Consider the following 21,962-nt stretch of genomic DNA (forward strand, 5'->3'; position numbering starts at 1 on the left):
GGCGCCGGCGCATGGCACGACCACTCCCGCCGGATCGGCCTGTGACACACTCGTGCGCATGCCCGACCGACTCTCTTCCGCCGGTTCCGCACCCCGCACGAATACCCGAGTTCCCGCGCGTACCGCCGTTGCCCTGGGCGCTGCCGCTGCCGCTCGGTGGGCGTCACGAACCGCGGGACGAGGTAAGGGATCGATGATCGGCGGACTCGTCGCCGCGAAGATCGACCCCCAGATCATGGGCAGGCTCGCGGCCGGCAAGCGGACCGCCATCGTCACCGGCACCAACGGCAAGTCGACGACCACGCGGATGACCGCGGCCGCCATGGCCGAACTCGGTGAGGTCGCGACGCAGGCCGACGGAGCCAACATGGACGCCGGGATCATCGCGACACTCACACTCAGCCGCACCGCCCCGTTCTGCGCACTGGAAGTGGACGAGTTGCACGTCCCCCATGTCAGCGACGCCGTCGACCCCGAGGTCCTGGTGCTGCTGAATCTCTCCCGGGACCAGCTCGACCGGGTCGGCGAGATCAACATGATCGAGCGCCGGCTCCGCGAGGGCATCGCACGTCACCCCGAGACCACGGTCATCGCCAATTGCGACGATGTCCTCGTGACCTCCGCCGCCTTCGATGCCCCCGACGTGGTGTGGGTCGCGGCCGGCGCGAGCTGGGTCGGCGACTCGGTCAGTTGCCCGCGGACCGGCGAGCCCATCGTCCGTTCCGAGGAGGGGTGGCGCTCGACCGGCGACGACGACTTCCGGCGTCCCAGCCCCGACTGGTGGTTCGACGACGAGAACATCTACGGCCCCGACGGATTCAGCGCTCCCCTGCAGCTCGCGGTACCGGGTAGGGCCAACCGCGGCAACGCGACCCAGGCGGTGGCGGCGGCCGTCGCGATGGGCGCCGACCCGCGCAGCGCGGTGGCAGCCGTCGGCACGGTCGGCGAGGTCGCCGGCCGGTACGGCATCCATCAGGTCGGGAACCATTCCGTCCGAACACTTCTGGCGAAGAACCCGGCCGGCTGGCAAGAGGCGATGTCGATGATCGACCAGGACGCCGACGGACTCGTCATCGCGGTCAACGGCCAGGTACCCGACGGCGAGGACCTGTCGTGGCTGTGGGATGTGCGATTCGAGGCGTTCGAGAGCATGCAGGTTGTCGCGGCCGGCGAGCGCGCCGCCGATCTCTCCGTTCGGTTGCTCTACGCGGGCGCCGAGCACACCACCGTCCCCGACCCCATGGCGGCCATCGCATCCTGCCCGCCGGGACGCGTCGAGGTCCTGGCCAATTACACGGCGTTCCGCGACCTCGGGACCGCCCTGGAACGCGCAGCACGATCGCGGAAGGCAGAGCAGTGAGCGAATCGACCCTGCGGATCGGTCTCGTCCTGCCCGACGTGATGGGCACCTACGGGGACGGCGGGAACGCGCTCGTGCTGAAACGTCGAGCGCTGATGCGCAGCATCGACGCCGAGGTCGTGCACATCACGCTCGACGACCCGGTCCCCGACTCCCTCGACGTCTACACCCTCGGCGGCGCAGAGGACTACGCGCAGCGGCTCGCCACCCGACATCTCACGCGCTACCCCGGTCTGCAGCAGGCCGCGGCGGCCGGACGTCCGGTGCTGGCCATCTGCGCGGCCATCCAGGTGCTCGGCCACTGGTACGAGACGTCGGCGGGTGAACGCGTCGACGGCATCTCCCTGTTCGACCTCACGACGGCCCCCCAAGCAACCCGGAGCATCGGCGAGCTGCTCGTCGAGCCGTCGCTGCCCGGCTTGACCCAGACTCTCACCGGCTTCGAGAACCACCGCGGCGGAACCACTCTCGGTTCCGACGCAGCCCCGCTGGGTCGAGTACGGCACGGCGTCGGCAACGGCGTCGGCGACGGCACCGAGGGCGTCGTCCAGGGCAGCGTCATCGGCACCTACATGCACGGTCCGGCACTGGCCCGCAACCCCGAACTCGCCGATCATCTCCTGGCGACCGCCATGGGCGTCGAATCCCTTGCGCCGCTGGATCTCCCCGAGGTCGACCGGCTTCGTCGCGAGCGCCTCGCCGCCGGTCGGCGGCGGTAGCGACGACCCCCTGCTTCCCGACGCCCGGAGCTTGCGGAGGGCGGCCCCGCCACCGGCAGACTTCAACTCGACCGACAGACTTCGATCGAGGTCTGGGAGTCGAGTTGAAGTCTGTCGGTCACGAAATAAGGCGTTGGGGTAGGTCTTTCGTGGCCCATGACGGTCGCCAGGCCGCAGATCCTGAGGTGTGAGGAGCGATAGCGACGAGCCTCGAAGGGCCTGGTGGGACACCTCGCGAGCCCCTTCCTGGCTCGCTTCGCCGCACCTCAGGGAGCAGGGGAGGCTTCGTTCGCACCTCAGAAAGCCGGGCGGTGGCCGTTCTCGATACCCGCGGACCGTGCCGCCGCGGTAAGCACGTCCACGACCATCTCCACCGTCAACCGTCCGGTGAAGGTGTTCTGCTGGCTCACGTGATAACACCCGAACACCTCGAGCTCGGCACCCTCGCGGACAAGCGTCGTGGAGGCGCCGTGCCCGAACTTCGGCAGCGGCTTGGGGACCGTCCAGCCAAGTTTCGCGAACGTGCGAAGCGTTGACTGCCAACCGAATCCACCGAGGGTGACCACCGAACGCACGGTCGGCGCGAGCAGTTCGAGTTCGGCATGCAACCAGTGGGAGCAGGTGTCGCGTTCCGCGACCGTCGGTTTGTTCTGCGGCGGGGCACAATGCACCGGCGCGGTGATCCGCGTATCGAAGAGCTCCAACCCGTCACCGATCGCGACCGAATGGGGTTGGCTCGCAAGGCCGGCGAGGTACAACGCCGAGAACAGGACATCGCCGCTGCGATCTCCGGTGAACATACGCCCGGTGCGGTTTCCGCCGTGCGCCGCGGGGGCGAGTCCGACGATCAGCAGTCGCGCGTCGGCCGGACCGATACCGGCCACCGGCCGGCCCCAGTACTCCTCGTCGGCGTACGCGCGACGCTTCTCGCGGGCGACCTGCTCCCGCCATTCGACGAGGCGCGGGCATGCTCGGCACTCGATCAGCTGCGCGTCGAGCTCCGCCAGATCACGGAAGCGTCGTCGGGTGGCCATACCTCGACACTAACCGTCGAGTCGGAAGCGGCACCTCATCGGCCGAGGACCCCCGTCAGTCGAGGACGACGCACCGTTCCCGGGTGCGATCCACGCCGAACCAGCCGCGTTCGAACTGCTGCCAGGCCTCCAGATGTGCCCGCGCGCCCTCCCCGTCACGGGCGATCGTCCGCTCGAGTCGTTCGCCGGGTGTTCCGCCGTCGAGCCACAGCGCGTGGGACAGGCGGTCGGCGATCCGTCGCCGCGCCGAGGAGACCCCTTCGATGATGAGCAGGGGCTGCCACTCGATCCACACACGGGGTCCGGGGGTCGGGGTACCGTCCTGCCATACGCGCGGCCGGTACCGGTAGTCCCGTCGTCGCGTGAAGGGATGCAGCACATCGGCTTCCAGCTCCGGCCACCATGCGACCGGGTCGTCCCACGTCGCGAAGTCGTCGGTGCGGACCAGGGTCACGCCGACTCCACGGGCTCGCAGGTCCGCGACCAGGAGGTCGGCGATCGTCGATTTCCCCGCTCCCGACGGCCCGTCGACGGCGACGATCCCCGCATCGAGGCGATCGGCCAAGTCGGTGATCCGGGCGCGGATCCGGGGGTTCACCGGATCAGGATGGGTCACCGACCGGCCGTGCCGGCCGCGAATGCCGGCGGCATCTGCGTCAGCGGAGCCGTGATGGGTGCTTCGGGAACGCGCTGCACGGCGGTCCGCCCCGTGCGGAGATATTCGACGATCGCGTTCTCGAGCGGCTTGTTGGCCCGGCCGAGTTGCGCGTGGTCGCCACCGCCGACGGTGATGAGGTGGCTCCGCATGAGTGAACGCATCTTCAGCGCGCCGCGATACGGGGTCTGCGGGTCGCCGACGCTCTGGATCTGCAACGGTGTCACCGCCAGCCCGCGATTGCGGATCTCGATCGGCCGGGCGAGGGCCGGCGCGCCGGCGCAGGCGAGTCCGGACTCATAGGCGAGCCCGGGCGCCTCGAACGGATCCCCGGTGACGTAGTTCGCGACGAACGCCTGGAAGCCGAGCGACGGCTGTGCGGGCACCCGGTTCTCGTTGCAGAGGACCGCGCCCTGCATGTCCTGAGAGACCTGCGCGGCTTCGAGGACCGCGGGCGCCGGGGTGGGCAGCTTGCGGCCGGGCTTCGCGGTCAGCTGTGCGACGAGTGGCCACGAGTTCCGATCCGGCGCGAGGGCGCGAGTGAGCACCAGTAGCTGCGACGACAGTTGCAGCGAGCCGGGTCGGAGCAACGTGAGCATCAGGTTCTCGAACCGCGCCCGCGCGTCGGCGGTGAGGTCGGTGCCGGCGATGTACTGCTGGGCGAACGCCCGCAGTCCCGGGGGCACGTCGCCCACCTGGGCCGGCGGCGCCAGGAGGGACGGCGGGACGCCTGCCTCCACACTGACCCGGTCACTCCACTTCCGGTACACGGCCAGCGGAGTCTTTCCGAGACCGTAGATCCGGTCGTGGCGCGCGATCCACGCCATCATCGCGTGCACGCGGGCCTTGTAGCCGGGCGTCTGGGCGGAGAGGAGGGTGTTCCACACGAGATCGGGGTCGAAACCGGAATCGAGGACCATCCGGTCGACCCGCTGCGGGAACAGTGTCGCGTACGTCGACATCAACAGGGTGCCGTAGGAGATGCCGTAGAGACTGACCTTCGACTCACCGAGCAGACCGCGGACCACCTCCATGTCCCGGGCGGTGTTCTCGGTGGTGAGCGAGGCCCCCAGACCCGGTGTCCGGGCCTCACAGCGATCGCGATTCACCTTGCCCAGCGCAGTCATCAGTTCGGGTTCGTCGCCGGTGATGGGTTCGCAGCGCAGCGGCGTGCCCGACACCAGACCCCGGGGCTGCACGGCCACCAGGTCCCATTCGTCGAGCATCGCCGCGGGCGGGGGCACCTGGCTGAACATCGCGATGCCGTCGCCACCCGGACCTCCCGGGTTGCCCATCACGACACCGCGCCGGCGCGATTGGTCTCGCGCCTGCATCCGGCTGACACCGATCTCGATCGTCTTGCCATCCGGCTTGCGGTAGTCGAGCGGCACCTCGACCGTCGCGCATCGGACGGTCGCCGGGACGCCGTGAACGGCGGGACATGCTTCCCAGTCGAGCGCGGGCGCCGCCGACGCTTCGGGCGTCGCCGCGAACTGACCCACGCTCACCAGCCCGGCCACGACCACCGCCGTCAGGCCCGTTGCCACTACCCGATTTCGACGACGCCACCGATTACGCGAGATCACCCCCTGACAGTAGCCGTCCGGTTTGCCGGGTACGAGGGGCCGGGTGGGAGGGCCGGGCCTCACGCCAGGATGCGACGACCCGACAGGGCGCGGCCCAGAGTGAGCTCGTCGGCGAACTCGAGGTCGCCGCCCATCGGCAACCCCGACGCGAGTCGGGTGACCGACAGACCGGGGAAGTCCTTGAGCATGCGCTGGAGGTAGGTCGCGGTGGCTTCGCCCTCGGTGTTCGGGTCGGTGGCGACGATCACCTCGGAGACGTCGACGCCGTCCTCCTGATTGGCCAGCCGACGCAACAGCTCGCGGATCCGCAACTGGTCGGGGCCGATCCCCGACAACGGATCCAGAGCACCCCCGAGCACGTGATAGCGCCCGGTGAACTCCTTGGTCCGTTCGATCGCATGCACGTCCTTGGGCTCCTCGACGACGCAGATCTTGCTGGCGTCGCGACGCGAGTCCGAGCAGATCCGGCACAGGCGGTTCGCCGACACGTTTCCGCACTCGGCACAGAAGACGACGTCGTCGCGAACCCGCCCGAGCGCCGCGATGAGGCGATCGATGTCGGATTTCTCTCCGGCCAGCAGGTGGAACGCGATCCGCTGGGCCCCCTTCGGACCGAGCCCCGGCTGTTTGGCCAGCTGGTCGATCAGGTCCTGGATCGGTCCCTCATACATGGTGTTCTGCGTCCATGGTGTCCGGGGTCTCTACTCGTCGTTCGGCGTCGTGCGTGGGCGTGGTGCTCAGCCGCCGAGTCCGGGAAGGCCGCCGCCGAGGCCACCGGCGAGCGGGCCCATCTTCTCGCCGGCCAGCTGCTCGCGCTTCTCCGACAGGTCGGCGAGCGCACCGAGCAGCAGGTCCTGCAGGGTTTCCACGTCGTCGGGATCGACGACCTTCGGGTCGATCGACACCGCGGTCACCTCGCCGGTGCCGTTGCCGGTCACGGTGACGAGTCCGTTGCCCGCGCTGCCGACCACCTCTGCCGCAGCGATCTCGTTCTGCGCGGACAGGAGTTTCTCCTGCATCTGCTGAGCTTGCGCGAGCAGTCCGGCCATCGGGTTCTCTCCGCCCTGACCGCCGCCGAACAACGCGCTGGGATCGAATGGTTGCGTCACCCGGCCCAGGGTAGTCGCAGCGTCAGCGCAGCAACCGATCGACATGCGCGGCGATGTCGTCGACGGTCGACTCCTCGACGGCCGCGACCTCGAAAGACAGGACCTCGTCGCCGAACAGCCGTCCCGCTCGCGCTGTCAGTGCGAACTCGAATCGGTCGTCGACCCGACGCCACTGTGTGATCGCCCCGTAGATCGGCGCACTCGCCCCCGTCGTGACGCAGTACTCGTCGGCGCGCGGTCCCCCGACGAGATCGCGTTGGATCTGAAAACATGCCAGCGACTCGTCGTCGATGAAGACCACGGCCTCGCACCCCAAGTCGGGATGCCGCTCGTAGGACGCTCGGATGGTCATGCGGCCAGGGTAGATCGTGTCCTGCTACCCCGACACCGACCGCAGGCTCTCGAACCTGCGGTGCTCGCCGGTCAGGGGATCGTTGAACTCCAACACCCGTGCCAGCAGACGCAGGGGCCTCGAGAAGTCCGCGTGGTCGGGGCGCGCCGCCAGTTCCGGACGCACCTCGGGGTACAGCGGGTCATCGACGATGGGCACACCCAGTGACGCCATGTGCAATCGGAGCTGATGCGTGCGACCGGTGTGCGGCACCAGCCGGTAGACGCCGTGGCGCCCCGCGCCGTCGACGAGAGTGATGTCACTGATGGCGTTGACGGGTCCGTCGACGACGAGCGCGCGGAGGTCGCCCGCGGTCTTCTCGATCCGATCCCGCACGGTCACAGTGGTGGCGAGTGCCTCGTCGGCGGGCGCGAGCGCGAGGTACTCCTTGCGGGCGATCCGGGATGCGAACAGATCTTGATAGGCCGCCCGCACCTCCGGGCGCAGCGTGAACAGCAGCACTCCGGCGGTGAGCCGGTCGAGTCGGTGAGCCGGCGAGATCGTGTCGGAGCCCAGCTCGCGACGCAGTCGGACCAGCGCGGTCTCGGTGACGTGGCGGCCCCGGGGCATGGTGGCGAGGAAATGCGGTTTGTCCACCACGACGATGTTCTCGTCGCGGTAGAGCACCGGTAGGTCGAACGGGACCGGCACCTCGTCGTCGAGGTCGCGGTAGAGGTAGAGCGAGATGTTGCGGCGCGACGGCGAATCGAGATCCACCGGGTGACCGTCGGCATCGACGACCTCGCCGGCGGAGGCGCGTCGACGCAGGTCGTCGGCGGTCAGCCCCGCCAGACCGGGCGCGGCCAGCAACGCCTGCGACACCGTCGACTCCGGCCCCGAACGCAACACCACGCGCGTGGCGTCGACGCCGTCGCGGATGGGCAACGGCGATGGCCGCGCCCGGCCCCGACGTCGCCTGCCGGAAGGCCCCGCGCCGGTCATGTGTGTGTGTTCGAACGCCGCCGGAGGAGACTCCGACTTCTCAGCGCTCGAGGCGCTTCTTCAGATTTCCGAGCACCTCGGCCTGAATTCGATTGAGACCCTTCGGCGCAAACGTCTTTTCGAAGAATCCGCCGATGCCGCCCGCACCCTGCCACGTGGTGGTGGTCGTGACGCGCGAACCGCTTCCCGACGGAGCGACGGTGTAGGTGGTCACCATCGTCGAGTTGGCATCGCGCTCGGTGACGGTGTCCGGGGTGACGCTGACCGTCGCCTGCACGTCACGCTGACGCTTCGAGGTGGCCTGCAGGATCCAGTGCACGACGGTGCCGTCGCCGTTGCCGCCGCTGATCACCTTGTAGTCGCGGTACTGCTCCGGGAGGATGGCCGGGCGTACGTCGTTGTAGTCGGCGAGTGCTCCGACCACGGCGTCCGGGGCGGCGGCGATGTCGAGCGACTGCGATGCGGAAACCTGACCCACGATTGGACACTCCTCAGTACGAAACGATTGGCGGGCGAACTGATCAAGTCCTAGGCTATCCGGGTGAGCAACCGGCTGGAGATGGGGGGAGCGGCATTCGACCAGGGGGTGTCCGACCTTCTGGCCAGCTATCGTGCCATTCCGCCGCACGCAACCGTGCGCCTGGCGAAGAAGACGTCCAACCTCTTCCGCAAGCGCGCCGCCAATCCGCATCCCGGACTGGACGTCTCCGGACTCGACCGCGTGATCTCGGTGGATCCGGCGGCACGAACCGCCGACGTCGCCGGGATGTGTACCTACGAGAACCTGGTCGCGGCCACCCTGCCGTACGGCCTCGCGCCGCTGGTCGTCCCGCAGCTCAAGACGATCACCCTGGGCGGCGCGGTCACCGGCCTCGGCATCGAGAGCACATCGTTCCGATCCGGCCTTCCCCACGAATCGGTGCTGGAGATCGACATCCTCACCGGCGACGGCGAGATCCTGACGGCGACGCCGACCAACGAGCACGCCGACCTCTTCTACGGATTCCCGAATTCCTATGGCACTCTCGGATATTCGGTTCGCCTCCGCATCGAGCTGGAGCCGGTGAAGCCCTACGTGGCGTTGCGTCATCTCCGGTTCACCACCATCGCCGACCTCCAGTCGACCATGGACGCGATCGTCACCACCAAGACGCACGACGGCGAGCCCGTCGACTATCTCGACGGAGTCGTCTTCTCCGCCAACGAGTCCTACCTGACACTCGGCCGTCAGACCGACGACGACGGGCCGGTCAGCGACTACACCGGGATGGATGTCTTCTACCGGTCCATTCAGCGAAAGACCACCGATCGGCTCACGATCCACGACTACCTGTGGCGCTGGGACACCGACTGGTTCTGGTGCTCCCGCGCGTTCGGCGCACAGAACCCGAAGATCCGACGCTGGTGGCCGAAGCGGTACCTGCGCAGCAGCTTCTACTGGAAGCTCATCGGACTCGACCAGCGGTTCGACATCGGTGACCGGCTCAACGCCCGCAAGGGCCTGCCCGCGGGCGAGCGGGTCGTGCAGGACATCGAGGTGCCCATCGAACGGACCGCCGAGTACGTGGAGTGGTTCCTCGCCGACATCCCGATCGAACCGATCTGGCTGTGCCCACTGCGTCTTCGGGAGCCGGCCCTCCCGAGCGCCGATCCGGTACGCCCGTGGCCGCTGTATCCCCTTGCCCCGCAACGCACCTACGTCAACGTCGGCTTCTGGTCGGCCGTGCCGGTCACCCCGGGCGATCCCGGACACACCAACAAGATCATCGAACGCAAGGTCGCCGAACTCGACGGCCACAAGTCGCTGTACTCAGAGAGTTTCTACACGCCGGAGGAGTTCGACGAACTCTACGGCGGAGAGAGTTATCGGCTCCTCAAGAAGCGGTACGACCCGCGCGGCCGTCTGCTGGACCTCTATGCGAAAGCGGTGAAACGCCAATGACCACGTTCAAGGACAGCACGCCGTCGAGTGTCGACTCACACGCCGGCAAGATGACCCTCGCCGAGATCTTCGAGACCCTCCTCGGCGGGAATCTCTCGATCCGGATCACCGCCTACGACGGCAGCAGCGCCGGACCCGCGGACGCCCAATACGGCCTCGACCTCAAGACCCCGCGGGGGACGACGTATCTGGTGACCGCGCCCGGCGACCTCGGGCTCGCACGGGCCTACATCGCAGGCGATCTCGAACTCATCGGCGCCCACCCCGGCGACCCGTACCCCGCGCTGAAGGCTCTCGCCAGCAACCTGCAGTTCCACCGTCCCTCCCCGCTGGCACTCGCGCACATCGCCAGGTCGCTGGGCATCGAGCACTTCAAGCCGATCGCACCGCCGCCGCAGGAGGCCGTGCCGCGCTGGCGGCGATTCGCGGAAGGACTGCGGCACAGCAAGTCCCGCGACGCCGAGGTCATCCACTACCACTACGACGTCTCGAACACGTTCTACGAGTGGGTCCTAGGACCGTCGATGACCTACACCTGCGCCGTCTACCCGGAACGCGACGCATCGCTGGAAGCCGCGCAGGAGAACAAGTACCGCCTCATCTTCGAGAAGCTGCGCCTGAAACCCGGCGACCGCCTCCTCGACATCGGTTGCGGCTGGGGCGGAATGGTCCGCTATGCCGCCCGACGCGGCGTCCACGCCATCGGGGCGACACTGTCCGCCGAGCAGGCGCAGTGGGCCCAGAAGGCCATCGCCGACGAAGGACTCGGCGAGTTCGCCGAGGTCCGGCACAGCGACTACCGCGACATCACCGAGAGCGGATTCGACGCCGTGTCGTCCATCGGGCTCACCGAGCACATCGGCGTCCACAACTACCCCGCGTACTTCGGCTTCATGCGCGACAAGCTCCGCCCCGGCGGCATGCTGCTCAACCACTGCATCACCCGGCCCGACAACGCCAGTCGCAGCAAAGCCGGATCGTTCATCGACCGCTACGTGTTTCCCGACGGAGAGCTCACCGGCTCCGGCAAGATCATCTCGAAGCTGCAGGACATCGGCGGCATGGAGGTCATCCACGAGGAGAACTTCCGCGAGCACTACGCGATGACGCTGCGTGACTGGAACATCAACCTCGTCGAGCACTGGGACGAGGCGGTGGCCGAGGTCGGCGAGGGCACCGCGCTGCTGTGGGGCCTCTACATGGCAGGATGCCGAATCGGCTTCGACCGCAACATCATCCAGCTCCATCACGTGCTCGCCACGAAGCTCGACGAGGACGGCGGTCACCAGGTACCACTCCGGCCGTGGTGGGACGCCTGAGGTCACACCCGCGCTGCTGAAATCCGCCCTCTGCACACAGTTCGACGACGTATCGTCGTCGAACCCGCTGTGCGAGGCGGTTTTCAGCCACCCTCTGTCGCCGCCCCTCAGGTGACCGGCACGTCGATGACCGGGCGGCGGACGTGGGCGCCGGGTCCGTCGAAGTGCCACCACTCCCCCGCGTAGATCGTCAGCCCACCGGCGGCCATCGCCTCTCGAAGGCGGGTTCGAGCGGCCCGTGCCGGCGCGGACACCCCCTCGGTCGCATACGCGGTGGCCCGCGGGGTGAACGAGTCGAAGTCGGTCCCCATGTCGAGACGACACCGGTCGCCGACGACGCGCGCCGGAGGACAGTTCGGGCGGCCGTCGGCCAGTGTCACGTCAACCGAACGTCCGGCTTCGTGGCTGGTCGAATACGGCCCCGGCCTGGCCACCCACGCGGGATCCGGCACCTTGTCGAACATCTTCTGCTGCACCGAGTGCGGCCGGTAGCAGTCCCAGAACACCAGCACCTCGCCGCGGGCCCGTAGAGTCCGCGCGGCGGTTCGAAGTCCCGGGGTCATCGATTCGTGGACCAGACAGCGGGCGTTCGGCGGGTACAGTCGCTCGCCGACGAAGTTGTCGGCCGTCGCATATCGCAGGTCGAGGACGGCGTCGGGAACCGCGGTCCGGACGTCGACGAAACCGACGGCGCTGACCCGCCGGTCGACCGGCATCCGCATCGACGGCGCCGGCCCGACGGCGGGAGCTCTGACCGCCGATCCCGATGTTCCGCCGCCGGGAGACGCACCGACCGCAGGCGCTTCGGTCGGGGTCGCCGCAGCGCACGCCATCGACATCGTGAGCGCCGCCGTCACCGACATCAGTGACAGTCCGAGGCGCACCGCTACTCGTCGCATCTGTGCGTTCTACCACGAACGGCCGTACACGAGCGCCGGCCGCGAACACACCCGGTCACTCGAGCGGCCTGGCCCCCAACTCGGACTTGAGCAATTCCAGCGCCACCTGGTCCGGGTCGAGCCGCTGCTCGGGGTTCCCGGTCCGCGCGTCGGCCACCATCTCCGCGCGCTCGTCGTGCGGGATGTCCTCGTCGGCGCGTGGCGGCTCGGGTTCCTCCGGTTCGGCAACCGGTTCCGGCGCGGGCGCCGGCGTCGCCGACTGGTCGCGCGCACGACTCGGCCGTGAATACGACTGGCGCGCCTTACCCGGCTGCTTCGACGGCGGTGAGGCAGACGCGCCCGTGGGCGCGGCGGCACCCGGCGCCTGGTGCACCGTGCGAACGTCGAGTTCGGTACCGAAGACCTCGGTCAGCGCCTCTCGGATGATCGTGACGGCGTGCGGCGCCGACAGACGCCCGACCAACACCTCGACGGGATGCGACAGCACCACGGTCGTTCCGTCGACGTCGGCGATGACCGCTGCCGAGAGCATCGGTTCCAAACTCTTCGAACGCTCACGCACCGCGGCCCGAAAGTCCTGATACCGCTTGCGCACCGAGTCGGCGTCGAGACCGGCGGGCGCCTCGGGCTCGGGCTCGGCTTCTGCTTCCGGCTCGGGTGCGGGTTCTGGCCGGCGGGCGCGGACGGGCATCGCATCCGGTGGTGGGACGTCGTCCTCGTCGACGGGTTCATCGGGAAGCGGGATGTCGTCGTAGGGCGACGTCGACGCGGATTCGGCGACTGGTTCCGGTTCCGGCGAAGACGTCACCCGCGGACGCGACGGCGGCTCCGGCGCGGACGGAGTCCGCTCGGCACGAGCCGGCGGTTGCGTCGGCGTGGCAGGCGCTGGGTCGGCCACCGGGTCGGGGTCTGTCGCATCGACGCTCGGCTGTTCGGCGATCAGCTCGTCGAACATCGATTCGTCCTCGGCGGACCCTTCGGTCGGTGCGGCCGAGTCGAGGTCCGCGGGGGTCGGCGCCGCAGGTTCCGGCGCCACAGGTTCCGGCGCCACAGGTTCCGGCGCCGCAGGTTCCGGCGCCGCAGGTTCCTGCGCCGCAGGTTCCGGCGCCGCAGGTTCCGGCGCCACGGGTTCCGGCGCCACGGGTTCCGGCGCCGCAGGTTCCGGCGCCGCAGGTTCCGGCGCCACGGGTTCGGGAGCCGCGGGTTCGGGAGCCGCGGCATCGGCCTCCACCGCCTCGGCAGCCGCACGGTCGGAGGCCTGGGCGGCCTTGGCGTCTTCCATCGCCTTGCGTTGCGACGGCCGGACGAACTTCGGCTCCGGTTCCGGCTCAGCCGGTTTCGCCGGCACCGGGATCGACGTGGTGCCGATGCCCGACTCGAGTCGTTCGAGTCGTTGCAGCAGCGCCGCGTCGTCGGCGGACACTGCGGGCAACAGCATCCGCGCGCACATCACCTCGAGCAGCAGCCGCGGCGACGTGGTGCCCCGCATCTCCCCGAGCGCGTTGTGCACGATCTCGGCGAACCGCGTCAGCGACGCCGGGCCGAGGGTCTCGATCTGGGCGCGCATCCGGGCGAGCTGGTCGCCCGGGGCCTCGACCAGCCCGCGGTCGGCAGCATCTGGAACTGCTTGCAGCAGAATCAGATCGCGCAGACGCTCGAGCAGGTCGACGGCGAATCGCCGGGGGTCGTGCCCGGCGTCGACCACCTTCTCCACCGTGCCGAACAACGCCGACCCGTCGGCATCGGCGAGTGCGTCGACGGCGGTGTCGATCAGCGCGACATCGGTGACACCGAGCAGGGCCAGGGCGCGTTCGTAGGCGACCCCGTCGTCGTCGGCGCCGGCGAGCAGCTGGTCGAGGATCGACAGTGAGTCACGAGGAGATCCGCCGCCCGCACGGATGACGAGCGGATACACCTCGGGAGCGACCGTCACGTTCTCGCGCTCGCAGATCTTCTCCAGCAGGCCGCGCATGACCGGCGGCGCGAGCAGCCGGAACGGATAGTGATGGGTCCGCGACCGGATGGTCGGGAGCACCTTCTCGGGTTCGGTGGTCGCGAACACGAAGATCAGGTGCTCCGGCGGCTCCTCGACGATCTTGAGGAGCGCGTTGAAGCCCGCGTTCGTCACCATGTGCGCCTCGTCGACGATGAAGACGCGGTAGCGCGACTCGGCGGGCGCGTAGAACGCACGGTCGCGGAGCTCGCGGGTGTCGTCGACACCACCATGGCTCGCGGCGTCGAGTTCGATGACGTCGAGGTTGCCCGGTCCGCCAGGCGCGAGCGCCACGCATGAGGCACAGGTCCCGCACGGTGTGGAGGTCGGCCCCTGCACACAGTTCAGCGAACGGGCCAGGATTCGCGCCGACGACGTCTTGCCACAACCACGCGGACCCGAGAAGAGATAGGCGTGGTTGATGCGCCCGGAATCCAGGGCGCGACTCAACGGATCGGTGACGTGCTCCTGCCCCACGACGTCGGCGAAGGTAGCCGGGCGATAGGTGCGATACAGAGCCACGCGTCGAGACTACCGGCGACCCGTGACACTCGATGAGCGTGCCTCACACTGGCGGAGCAGACCCCTGTTCGGGTGTCTCGCTGACGGGTTCGCCGTCGGTTCCGACCAGGTCATCGGCCATGCCGTGGACGTGGTCGGTGGGCTCGGACGGGCGGTCGGACTCGCGTGGTCCGGACTCGTCGCCGCTTCTCTCCGCTCGCCGCCGGTCCTCGGCCCCGGAGCCGCCCGCATCACCGGTCGGCAAGCCGCCGTCGGCGATGACAGCGGCCGCGACGCCGGCCGGGATGACCGGGTCGGAGGTCGACGGTCCGCGGCTGCCGACCATCCGCAAGCCGACGACCGTTGCGATGAGCACACCGAGGTAGGCCCACAGGTAGGGGCTGACGGTGAACCAGTTCAGCCACCGGATGTGGGTCTTGACGTACAACCCCGTGTAATAACCGTCGGGGATCAGCGCGGGCACGTGCGTCGGCCACGAGAACGCGAGGAGCACGAGAGCCGCGACACCAACACCCGCCCACACCCGCGGGGTGTGCGGGCGTCGGACGTCGAGGACCAGGTGGACCCCGATGACCAGGATCGGGATGAACCAGACCCAGTGATGGCCCCAGGACATCGGCGACACGACGCACGCGGTCATGCCGACGATGCTGATGGCCAGGAGTTCCTGGCCCTTGCGATGGGCATAGGTCGCGACCGCGAAGCCGACCGCGAGCGCCGCCAGGACCACGACGAGCCACAGGAGCGTCGGCGGATTGTCGGTGTCGAGGTGGTTGGCGAGCATGCCGCGGAGGGACTGGTTGCCGCGCAACTGCGCCGACCCGACCCGGTCGGACTCGAACAGTTTTCCGGTCCAGTACGACCACGAATCCCCCGGCAACACCGCGAAACCGATCACCACGGTGGTGGCGAAACCGCCGATGACCCCCGCGAGGGCGCGCCAGTTCCGCTGCACCAGGAAGTATCCGGCGAAGATGAGGGGTGTCAGCTTGATGCCGGCGGCGACGCCGGTCCAGAACCCCTTGAGGCGACCACCGTCCGGACGCGTCAGGTCCGCGAGGATGACGAGCATCAGGAAGACGTTGATCTGTCCGTACCAGATGGTCGTCCGCACCGGCTCGAACAACATCGCCACCGCGACCAGCGACACCGCGATGACGCGCAACGGCCAGGTCACCGGTCGGCCGAGGCTGCGGAAGCTCAGCATGATCACCAGGTAGAGCGCCACGACGATGCCCGCGGTCCACAGCGGACGCGCGAGGTCGAAGGACACCCAGGCCAGCGGACTGAACAACAGCGCGGAGAACGGCGAATAGGTGTAGTCCAGGTCGCCGACCATCTTGACGTCGTAGAGGCTGATGCCTCCGGTCACCGACCGGGCGCCCGCCTGATACACCGCAAGGTCGATCTGATTGTTCAGCAAACCCCAGAACTGGGCGCCCAAGGGTACGACGACGTCCTGGAGCGCCAGTGCGATGACCCCCACGACGGCGAAACCGGTTGCGAGAAGAACCGGCCTGGGCAGATTCACGATTTGAAAGCCTGTCACAAAGTGGCGTGCACGCCAGCGCACTCGCCGGAGAATGAGAGCAATCTAACGCCGCGGTCGGCGCGTTGCCGGTGTGTCGGCACCGTCCGCGGCTTACACGGCCGCCATGTCAGCGGCCGCGGGTGCGCGCGACGACCTCAGCTGGACCGGGCGAGGAGTGTCTCCGCCGCCGCCAGCAGAACGCACGTGGACACCCCGTCCATCGCGGCTCGCAGGTCGTCGGTGTTCGGGAACGTCGGTGCGAGGCGGATGTTCTGATCGTGCGGATCGGTCTTGTACGGGAACGCCGATCCGGCCGCGGTGAGAGCGATACCGGCCTCTTTGGCCAACTCGATGGTGCGTCGGGCCGCGCCGTCGACGACGTCGAGGCTGATGAAGTAGCCGCCTTCCGGCTCCGACCACGACGCGACCTTCGACTCCGTGAGGCGATCGTCGAGGATGTCGAGCACGAGCTGGAACTTCGGGGCGAGGATCTCCCGGTGACGGGCCATGTGCGCCCGCACGCCGTCGGCATCGCCGAAGAACTTGAGGTGACGCAGCTGATTGACCTTGTCGGGTCCGATGGTCTTCAGCGAGAGGTACTTGCTGAACCAGGCCAGGTTCTCCGGCGACGAGCCGAAGAACGAGACGCCCGCGCCGGCGAAGGTGATCTTCGACGTCGAGCCGAGGACGTACACGCGGTTGGGGTGGCCGGCGGCCGCGGCCATCTCGACGATCGGCAGCGCGGCGGGCGGGTTCTCCACCAGGGTGTGCACCACGTAGGCGTTGTCCCAGTAGATCCGGAAGTCGGGGGCTGCGGGCATCTCCAGCAGACCGCGGGCAGTCTCTTCGGAGAAGGTGACGCCGGTCGGGTTGGAGTAGGTCGGCACGGCCCACAGGCCCTTGATGCTCGGGTCGCCGGCCACGAGTTCGGCGCACACCCGCACGTCGGGACCGTCGGGAAGCATCGGCACCGGGATCATCTCGATGCCGAGGCTCTCGGTGATCGCGAAGTGGCGGTCGTACCCGGGCGAGGGGCACAGGAACTTGATCGGCTCACGACCCCACGGCGCATCGGAGTCGGCGGTGCCGTGCAGCATCCCGAACACGGTGAGGTCGTGCATGATCTCGAGACTCGAGTTGCCGAGCGCGAGGAGGTTGTCGGGGTCGACGGCGAGCAGCTCGCCGAAGATCCCGCGCAGCTCCGGGAGTCCGTTGAGTCCGCCGTAGTTGCGGGTGTCGGTGCCCGCCCCGTCGCGGTACTCGTCGCCCGGGAGGGACAGCAGGCCGTTGGAGAGGTCGAGCTGCTCGGGAGCCGGCTTGCCGCGGGTGAGGTCGAGCTTCAGGCCCAGAGCGCGCAGTGACTCGTACTGCTTGGTCAGATCCGCCTGGGTGTCGCGGAGCTGGTCGGCACTCATCGAGTGGAAGTTCAACGTGGGCCCTCTCGCGGCTCGACGCCGGTGCGGGTGGCCGACGCCGCAGACCTAGAAGATGTGTATCGGATATAGGGGACCCCGCGCACCCGAGAGAGCCCGTTGACCCTTGCTGCCTTCCGGCCCTGGGGGAGTTCACAGGATGCACGCCGCGCGGGATCCGTCGTCCAGTGTAGCGAGGGCCTCCGGCGAGGCGACACCACCCCCGGCCCAGTCGTCACAACGACGAAGGTCCGCGGTGCACCCGGCGAGCGGGCGTCACTGCGGACCTTCGGTGGCGGAGGATAGGGGATTCGAACCCCTGAGGGCTGTTAACCCAACCCGCGTTCCAGGCGAGCGCCATAGGCCACTAGGCGAATCCTCCAACGTCGAGATGATAGCCGCCGAGCGTGCACCAACCCAAACCGTCCGGCGGGAGCATCCCACCGCTAGGGTCGACGGCATGGCGGATACCTCTCCTGTTGTTGTCGTCGGAGCCACCGGAGGGCAGGGCGGCGCCGTGCTCGATGCGCTGCTCGACGCCGGTTTCCCCGTCCGCGCCGTCGTGCGGGACGCGGTGTCGAGCAAGGCGGCACGCCTGGCCGATCGGGGTGTCGAACTGGCGGTCGGCGACATCGTGAGTGGCGTGGGTCTGACCGAGGCGTTCACCGGGTCCGCAGGCGTGTTCGCACTCACCACGCCGTTCGAGTCCGGGGTCGGCGCCGAGATCGGCCAGGGTCGCGCGCTCATCGAGGCGGCCACGTCCGCATCGATCCCGTACCTCGTGTACTCCTCGGTCGCCTCGGCCGATCGCCAGACCGGCGTGCCGCATTTCGATTCCAAGTTCGAGGTCGAGCAGATGCTGGCGGCCACCGAGATCCCGCACACGATCGTCGGCCCGGCCTATTTCTTCGACAACCTGCTCGGCGGCGCCGACGCCCTCGCGGCAGGCGTGATGCCGATCGCTATGCCCGCCGACGAGCCGCTGCAACAACTCTCGCGGCGCGACCTCGGACGACTGGTCGCCACGCTGTTCGCCGCACCCGAGGTCCACGTCGGGCAGCGCATCGACCTCGCGTCCGACCAGCCGACGCCGGCCGAGATGGCGCGCATCATCGGCGAGGTCCTCGGCACCACCGTCACCGCGGAGTCCTACGACCCGGAACGCATCGAGTCCGAGGACATGCGGGCGATGTTCACCTTCCTCGGCGGGCGCGGCTACGAGGTCGACATCCCGACGCTGCATCGACGATTCCCCGATGTCGGCTGGCAGAGCTTCGCCACCTGGGCCGCGGAGGCGCTGCGCCGCTGATCACCCCGCAACGGTCGGGAAGGAGTCCGGATGGTCCTCGACGCCGCGCTGATCCTGGCGGGCCTGGCCGGACTGATCGTCGGCGCGGAGTTCCTGGTCCGCGGTGGGTCGGCGATCGCGAGCCGGCTCGGTGTCTCTCCCCTGCTGGTCGGGCTCACGATCGTCTCCATCGGGACCAGCATGCCGGAGCTCGCCGTGGGCATCGATGCGTCCCTGAACGATGCGGGTCCGCTCGCGGTCGGCAACATCGCGGGCACCAACATCGTCAATCTCCTTCTCATCCTCGGCCTCTCGGCTGCCCTGGTACCACTCGCGCTGGGACGTCAGACCATTCGGCTCGACCTGCCGGTCATGACCGTCAGCGCACTGCTGCTCCTGGTGTTGAGCCTGAACGGCGACCTGAACCGTCTGGACGGCGTGCTGCTCCTGGCGGTCGCGGTTGCCTACACCGTGACCGCAATCCGCGTGGAAGTGAAGGCCAGGGCGTCGCCGACCGTCACCGACGAGCTCCCCGCCACCGGTGGACCGGTCTGGGGCCGGGTACTCGAACTGCTCGGTGGGATCGTCTTGATCGTGCTCGCGGCCGACTGGCTCGTCCGCGGATCGGTGGACGTGGCAACGGAGCTGGGCGTCAGCGAGGCGTTCATCGGCCTCACGGTGGTGGCGATCGGCACGTCCGCACCCGAGCTCACGACGACCATCATGTCGACGCTCCGCGGCAACCGCGACCTCGCCATCGGCAATCTCATCGGGTCGAGCGTCTACAACATCACCTTCATCCTCGGCGTGACCGCACTGGTACGGCCGCTCGAGGTCACCGATGACCTGATCCGGGTGGACCTTCCACTGATGGCCGCCGTTGCGTTGCTGTGCATTCCGGTGTTCCTCTCCGGGCGGCGGGTGTCCCGGTACGAGGGCGTCGCGTTCGTGGCCCTCTACCTGGTCTACCTGGGGCTCTTGATCGCGTTCCGTACCTGACGGCTCCGCGGTCACCCATCGGAACGTCGATTCCCCTTCTCGTCCCAGTGCTCGGCGACCTTCTTGCTCGGCTGCACCCGCGGCGGCTCGCCCGGCATCTTGGGGTAACTGGGCGGATAAGGCATGTCACCCAAGCCGTTTGCGTCGTCAGCCTGCACCATCTCCAGGAGCTTCTCGACGCCGCGCCGATGGTCGGCGATGTCGGCCCACGGATCGCCACGATCCGCGAGGAGCTTCGGGACGGTCGCGATGGTGCAGTCGTCCGGGTCGACATCGGCGAGTTCATCCCACGTCACCGGCGTCGACACCAGTGCGCGGGCGCTGCGTCGGACGGAATACGGTGACGCCATCGTCCGGTCGCGGGCGTTCTGGTTGTAATCGATGAAGATCCGTTCTCCGCGTTCCTCTTTCCACCACGACGTGGTGACCGCATCCGGGTCGCGGCGTTCGAGTTCGCGGGCGAGCGCGATCACGCAGCGTCGGGTCGCGATGAAGTCCCACAGCGGCTCGATGGGCACGTACACGTGCACTCCGCGCCCGCCGGAGGTCTTCGCGAAACCGACGAAACCCAGGTCGTCGAGCAGCGGCTTCAACCCCTCGACAGCCACGCGCCGGACGTCTTCGAAGGTCGTGCCGGGCTGCGGATCGAGGTCGATGCGGAGCTGGTCGGGGTGATCGTTGTCGGGATGCAGCGTCGGCCAGGTGTGGAAGGTGACCGTCCCCAGATTGGCGCCCCACACCAGGTCGGCGGGCACCGTCGGCCGGATCGCATCGCCGGTTCGCTTGGACGGGAACACGATCGGAGTCGATTGCACATGCTCCGGACGCTTCTTCGCGATGTGCTTCTGATAGATCTCCTCGCCCTCGACCCCGTCGGGGAAGCGCTGCAGGAACGTCGGCCGATCGCGGGCCGCGTGCATCAACGGGCCCTCGCCGCTCTCCTCGACTCCCAGCGCGACGGTGCGGTAATACCCCACGAGATCCCGCTTGCGGCCCCCGTTCTCGCCGAGTTCGGGGAAGTAGATCTTGTCCGGGTTGCTCATCCGGACGGCGATCCCGTCGACGTCGAGTTCCTCTGCGGGAGAGCGAGATGCCATGGTCATTCTCCTTCGAGGACGTCGTGGACATCGTAGGTGAGGGGGACCTCGAGCTGGTCATAGCCGCAGCTCTCCGGGTCCCGATCGGGCCGCCACCGCAGGAACTTCACGGTGTGCCGGAAGCGGTGATTCTCCATCTGGTCGTAGGCGAACTCCGCGACCAGTTCGGGACGGATCGGAATCCACTCCCCCGACTTCTCCGACCGCCATCGCGTCGGCTCACCCGGTGACGCCTTCTCGGGGTCGAGGCGCATCGGCTCGAACATCTGCTGCAGCTCGATCCGCTTCGCGTCGGAGAAGGCTCCGGCCCCACCGACCATCCGCAGTTCGCCGTCGTCGCCGAACAATCCGAGCAGCATCGAGCCGATCCCGGTCCCCGACTTGTGGATTCGATACCCGAAGATCACGCAGTCCGCGGTGCGCTTGTGTTTGATCTTCAGCATCTCCCGCTTGTTCTCGACGTACACGCCGTCGAGTCGTTTGGCGACGACACCGTCGAGCCCGGCACCTTCGAAGGCGGAGAACCAGTCCTCGGCGACCGCGGGGTCGCTCGTCACCCGGCTGACATGCACGCGACGATCCCGCCCACCCGGACCGACGGCCCGCAGCAGCGCCTCCCGTCGTACTTCGAACGGCTCGGCCATCACGCTCGTCGACGCCAGCGCCAGCGCGTCGAAGCCGATGAAGATCGCCGGGGTCTTCTCGGCGAGCATGGTCACGCGCGACTCGGCGGGATGTATCCGTTGCGCCAGCGAGTCCCAGTCCAACCGGTGGGTGTCGCCGATGAGGGCGGGCACCCCGATCTCGCCGTCGAGGACCACCTTCTCGGGCAGTTCGTCTTTCACCGCCGCGACGATCTCGGGGAAGTACCGTGCCAGGTCCTTGCCGCCTCGCGATCCGATCGTGACCTCGTCGCCGTCGCGGAAGACCAACGCGCGAAAACCATCCCATTTGGGTTCATACGACCACGCCACCGAACCGTCCGGTTGCGGCGGCACGCTGGTCACCGCCTTGGCCAGCATCGGCGCTACAGGCGGCATGACCGGGAGATCCATGAAACTCATCGTTCCTCACTCGTCGACGCGACCGCAACGCCTACGCGCCGCCGCGTACCCGGGGGCGTGGTCCGGGCCGCACAGGCAGACCGGTCCCGACGACGATTCT

The 21,962-nt window shown here is 68.5% G+C and carries 20 protein-coding genes, 1 tRNA gene and 1 other RNA gene; 6 read left to right on the top strand and 16 right to left on the bottom strand.

From position 1 onward, the window contains the following. The first annotated feature begins 58 nt into the window (after window positions 1-58). Window positions 59-1,360, top strand: a complete 1,302-nt coding sequence (locus AB4Z55_RS25780; protein WP_369520921.1) for a MurT ligase domain-containing protein — start codon at window positions 59-61, stop codon at window positions 1,358-1,360. Next, entirely contained in the window at window positions 1,357-2,079 is a 723-nt protein-coding gene (locus AB4Z55_RS25785) for a type 1 glutamine amidotransferase (protein WP_354561453.1), read from the top strand. The genes AB4Z55_RS25780 and AB4Z55_RS25785 overlap by 4 nt, the downstream gene beginning before the upstream one ends. A 296-nt stretch (window positions 2,080-2,375) precedes the next feature. Here AB4Z55_RS25785 and AB4Z55_RS25790 read toward each other — a convergent pair whose 3' ends face one another. The 8 genes from AB4Z55_RS25790 to AB4Z55_RS25825 all read right to left on the bottom strand — a co-directional run bounded on the left by AB4Z55_RS25790 (window position 2,376) and on the right by AB4Z55_RS25825 (window position 8,274). After that, window positions 2,376-3,113 carry a uracil-DNA glycosylase gene (locus AB4Z55_RS25790; RefSeq protein ID WP_354561455.1) on the bottom strand — a complete coding sequence of 246 codons (738 nt, stop codon included), beginning with the start codon at window positions 3,111-3,113 and terminating at the stop codon, window positions 2,376-2,378. Between the two features lie 55 nt (window positions 3,114-3,168). Next, window positions 3,169-3,729 carry a uridine kinase gene (locus AB4Z55_RS25795; RefSeq protein WP_004021591.1) on the bottom strand — a complete coding sequence of 187 codons (561 nt, stop codon included), beginning with the start codon at window positions 3,727-3,729 and terminating at the stop codon, window positions 3,169-3,171. Further along, complete coding sequence (locus AB4Z55_RS25800; protein WP_369520922.1) at window positions 3,726-5,354, bottom strand: alpha/beta fold hydrolase; 1,629 nt, start codon at window positions 5,352-5,354, stop codon at window positions 3,726-3,728. The genes AB4Z55_RS25795 and AB4Z55_RS25800 overlap by 4 nt, the downstream gene beginning before the upstream one ends. A 59-nt stretch (window positions 5,355-5,413) precedes the next feature. Continuing rightward, window positions 5,414-6,025, bottom strand: a complete 612-nt coding sequence (gene recR / locus AB4Z55_RS25805; protein ID WP_004021589.1) for a recombination mediator RecR — start codon at window positions 6,023-6,025, stop codon at window positions 5,414-5,416. A 66-nt stretch (window positions 6,026-6,091) separates the two neighbouring features. Further along, window positions 6,092-6,463, bottom strand: a complete 372-nt coding sequence (locus AB4Z55_RS25810; RefSeq protein WP_369520923.1) for a YbaB/EbfC family nucleoid-associated protein — start codon at window positions 6,461-6,463, stop codon at window positions 6,092-6,094. Between the two features lie 22 nt (window positions 6,464-6,485). Continuing rightward, entirely contained in the window at window positions 6,486-6,815 is a 330-nt protein-coding gene (locus AB4Z55_RS25815) for a hypothetical protein (protein WP_004021587.1), read from the bottom strand. A gap of 24 nt (window positions 6,816-6,839) precedes the next feature. Then, complete coding sequence (locus AB4Z55_RS25820) at window positions 6,840-7,796, bottom strand: pseudouridine synthase (RefSeq protein WP_369520924.1); 957 nt, start codon at window positions 7,794-7,796, stop codon at window positions 6,840-6,842. Window positions 7,797-7,836: 40 nt separating this feature from the next. Continuing rightward, entirely contained in the window at window positions 7,837-8,274 is a 438-nt protein-coding gene (locus AB4Z55_RS25825) for an SRPBCC family protein (RefSeq protein ID WP_004021585.1), read from the bottom strand. 81 nt (window positions 8,275-8,355) lie between these two features. Between AB4Z55_RS25825 and AB4Z55_RS25830 the strand changes: the two genes are divergently transcribed. Both AB4Z55_RS25830 and AB4Z55_RS25835 read left to right on the top strand, forming a co-directional pair. Then, the gene (locus AB4Z55_RS25830; protein WP_033204647.1) at window positions 8,356-9,738 is read left to right on the top strand and encodes an FAD-binding oxidoreductase; all 1,383 of its coding nucleotides are present in this window, start codon (window positions 8,356-8,358) and stop codon (window positions 9,736-9,738) included. Further along, the gene (locus AB4Z55_RS25835) at window positions 9,735-11,057 is read left to right on the top strand and encodes a class I SAM-dependent methyltransferase (RefSeq protein ID WP_004021583.1); all 1,323 of its coding nucleotides are present in this window, start codon (window positions 9,735-9,737) and stop codon (window positions 11,055-11,057) included. Before AB4Z55_RS25830 ends, AB4Z55_RS25835 begins: the two co-directional genes overlap by 4 nt. Before the next feature lie 107 nt (window positions 11,058-11,164). Here AB4Z55_RS25835 and AB4Z55_RS25840 read toward each other — a convergent pair whose 3' ends face one another. The 6 genes from AB4Z55_RS25840 to AB4Z55_RS25865 form a co-directional block, all read right to left on the bottom strand. Next, the gene (locus AB4Z55_RS25840; protein WP_101820711.1) at window positions 11,165-11,956 is read right to left on the bottom strand and encodes a M15 family metallopeptidase; all 792 of its coding nucleotides are present in this window, start codon (window positions 11,954-11,956) and stop codon (window positions 11,165-11,167) included. Between the two features lie 55 nt (window positions 11,957-12,011). Then, complete coding sequence (locus AB4Z55_RS25845; protein ID WP_369520925.1) at window positions 12,012-14,471, bottom strand: DNA polymerase III subunit gamma and tau; 2,460 nt, start codon at window positions 14,469-14,471, stop codon at window positions 12,012-12,014. A 43-nt stretch (window positions 14,472-14,514) separates the two neighbouring features. Then, a complete protein-coding gene (locus tag AB4Z55_RS25850) occupies window positions 14,515-16,002 on the bottom strand; it encodes a glycosyltransferase 87 family protein (protein ID WP_369520926.1) in 1,488 nt (495 codons plus the stop codon). 155 nt (window positions 16,003-16,157) lie between these two features. Next, entirely contained in the window at window positions 16,158-17,432 is a 1,275-nt protein-coding gene (locus tag AB4Z55_RS25855) for an aminotransferase class I/II-fold pyridoxal phosphate-dependent enzyme (protein ID WP_369520927.1), read from the bottom strand. 70 nt (window positions 17,433-17,502) lie between these two features. After that, window positions 17,503-17,597: signal recognition particle sRNA small type (gene ffs, locus AB4Z55_RS25860), an RNA gene on the bottom strand. Between the two features lie 110 nt (window positions 17,598-17,707). Next, window positions 17,708-17,796 (bottom strand) — tRNA-Ser (locus tag AB4Z55_RS25865). 78 nt (window positions 17,797-17,874) lie between these two features. On the opposite strand from AB4Z55_RS25865, the gene AB4Z55_RS25870 reads away from it, so the two are divergent. Both AB4Z55_RS25870 and AB4Z55_RS25875 read left to right on the top strand, forming a co-directional pair. Beyond that, a complete protein-coding gene (locus AB4Z55_RS25870) occupies window positions 17,875-18,723 on the top strand; it encodes an NmrA/HSCARG family protein (RefSeq protein WP_248644419.1) in 849 nt (282 codons plus the stop codon). 30 nt (window positions 18,724-18,753) lie between these two features. Then, window positions 18,754-19,701, top strand: coding sequence for a calcium/sodium antiporter (locus AB4Z55_RS25875; RefSeq protein ID WP_101820706.1), 948 nt, complete (start codon window positions 18,754-18,756; stop codon window positions 19,699-19,701). An 11-nt stretch (window positions 19,702-19,712) separates the two neighbouring features. Here AB4Z55_RS25875 and AB4Z55_RS25880 read toward each other — a convergent pair whose 3' ends face one another. Beyond that, on the bottom strand, window positions 19,713-20,798 hold the full coding sequence (locus AB4Z55_RS25880; protein WP_369520928.1) for a DNA polymerase domain-containing protein: 1,086 nt from the start codon (window positions 20,796-20,798) through the stop codon (window positions 19,713-19,715). A gap of 2 nt (window positions 20,799-20,800) precedes the next feature. Beyond that, window positions 20,801-21,853 (bottom strand): ATP-dependent DNA ligase, encoded by a 1,053-nt coding sequence (locus AB4Z55_RS25885; protein WP_369521061.1) that lies wholly within the window; start codon window positions 21,851-21,853, stop codon window positions 20,801-20,803. Window positions 21,854-21,962: the final 109 nt, after the last annotated feature.

Origin of the sequence: Gordonia sp. ABKF26 (genome assembly GCF_041103195.1) — a bacterium.
GTDB lineage: Bacteria > Actinomycetota > Actinomycetes > Mycobacteriales > Mycobacteriaceae > Gordonia > Gordonia terrae.

What these genes read in the sequence shown, in the direction of transcription:
- recR (WP_004021589.1), bottom strand. Translation starts at nt 6,025, where the DNA reads ATGTATGAGGGACCGATCCAGGACCTGATCGACCAGCTGGCCAAACAG.
- AB4Z55_RS25815 (WP_004021587.1), bottom strand. Translation starts at nt 6,815, where the DNA reads ATGACCATCCGAGCGTCCTACGAGCGGCATCCCGACTTGGGGTGCGAG.
- AB4Z55_RS25880 (WP_369520928.1), bottom strand. Translation starts at nt 20,798, where the DNA reads ATGGCATCTCGCTCTCCCGCAGAGGAACTCGACGTCGACGGGATCGCC.
- AB4Z55_RS25820 (WP_369520924.1), bottom strand. Translation starts at nt 7,796, where the DNA reads ATGACCGGCGCGGGGCCTTCCGGCAGGCGACGTCGGGGCCGGGCGCGG.
- AB4Z55_RS25870 (WP_248644419.1), top strand. Translation starts at nt 17,875, where the DNA reads ATGGCGGATACCTCTCCTGTTGTTGTCGTCGGAGCCACCGGAGGGCAG.
- AB4Z55_RS25885 (WP_369521061.1), bottom strand. Translation starts at nt 21,853, where the DNA reads ATGGATCTCCCGGTCATGCCGCCTGTAGCGCCGATGCTGGCCAAGGCG.
- AB4Z55_RS25790 (WP_354561455.1), bottom strand. Translation starts at nt 3,113, where the DNA reads ATGGCCACCCGACGACGCTTCCGTGATCTGGCGGAGCTCGACGCGCAG.
- AB4Z55_RS25830 (WP_033204647.1), top strand. Translation starts at nt 8,356, where the DNA reads ATGGGGGGAGCGGCATTCGACCAGGGGGTGTCCGACCTTCTGGCCAGC.
- AB4Z55_RS25875 (WP_101820706.1), top strand. Translation starts at nt 18,754, where the DNA reads ATGGTCCTCGACGCCGCGCTGATCCTGGCGGGCCTGGCCGGACTGATC.
- AB4Z55_RS25835 (WP_004021583.1), top strand. Translation starts at nt 9,735, where the DNA reads ATGACCACGTTCAAGGACAGCACGCCGTCGAGTGTCGACTCACACGCC.
- AB4Z55_RS25780 (WP_369520921.1), top strand. Translation starts at nt 59, where the DNA reads ATGCCCGACCGACTCTCTTCCGCCGGTTCCGCACCCCGCACGAATACC.
- AB4Z55_RS25840 (WP_101820711.1), bottom strand. Translation starts at nt 11,956, where the DNA reads ATGCGACGAGTAGCGGTGCGCCTCGGACTGTCACTGATGTCGGTGACG.